We start from the raw sequence: 723 nt of genomic DNA on the forward strand, positions 1-723 counted from the left end.
ATATATTCGAACCTTATTCTTTTAGGCTGTCGAAGTAGACCTTCGCCTTTTTTAAAACGTCATTCTCCAACTGAGCACCTTCGAGTTGCTTCTCAAGCTTACGAATTTGGCGTTCTAAATCTGCGTATGATTTGTCAGGGCCTTGGTTCTTTAGTGGCTTTGCCGTTTTCTTTTTCGAGGTCATGTGACTTCTCCAACTTGATAGCATGTCAGGATGAATACCGTACTTATTAGCGACCATCTTAACTGTATCTGTGGTGTCTAACGACTCTTGAACGACTTTTATTTTAAAATCGAGGGAATATCTACGCTGTGACTTTACTTTCATGATTACTGACTCCAAAAAGGTGTCTACTTTTATGGAGTCAGATCAATCGAAAATCTTCCATGTAGCTTTTCTTTTATACAAGTACTTATTATTCTTATTCGCGCGAAATAAATTTCACGCCTACGGCACCGGGTTTAGCCATAGTAATGTGCGGGCACAATCTAACTTTACTCTTTCCCCTTTCTAACTCGCTAACTTATGTATTTAAAATCTGATAGCTGACGGCTGAAAGCTCTTTAAATTTCACGCCTACGGGAAGTAAAATCGTGATTTGGAGGGGGTAAAACAAAAAAGCCTCGCGATTGCGAGGCTTTTAATTAATGGTGCCCAGAGGCGGAATCGAACCACCGACACGAGGATTTTCAATCCTCTGCTCTACCGACTGAGCTATCTGG

General features: G+C 40.9%; 1 protein-coding gene. It reads right to left on the reverse strand.

From position 1 onward, the window contains the following. Positions 1-13 precede the first annotated feature (13 nt). Entirely contained in the window at positions 14-328 is a 315-nt protein-coding gene (locus NO991_RS20570) for a transposase (RefSeq protein WP_371352352.1), read from the reverse strand. Positions 329-723: the final 395 nt, after the last annotated feature.

It is taken from the genome of Pseudoalteromonas sp. DY56-GL22 (assembly GCF_041414715.1).
GTDB lineage: Bacteria > Pseudomonadota > Gammaproteobacteria > Enterobacterales > Alteromonadaceae > Pseudoalteromonas > Pseudoalteromonas simplex.

Bases quoted from the DNA above. Each gene is read 5' to 3' on its own strand.
- NO991_RS20570 (WP_371352352.1), bottom strand. From the start codon at position 328: ATGAAAGTAAAGTCACAGCGTAGATATTCCCTCGATTTTAAAATAAAA.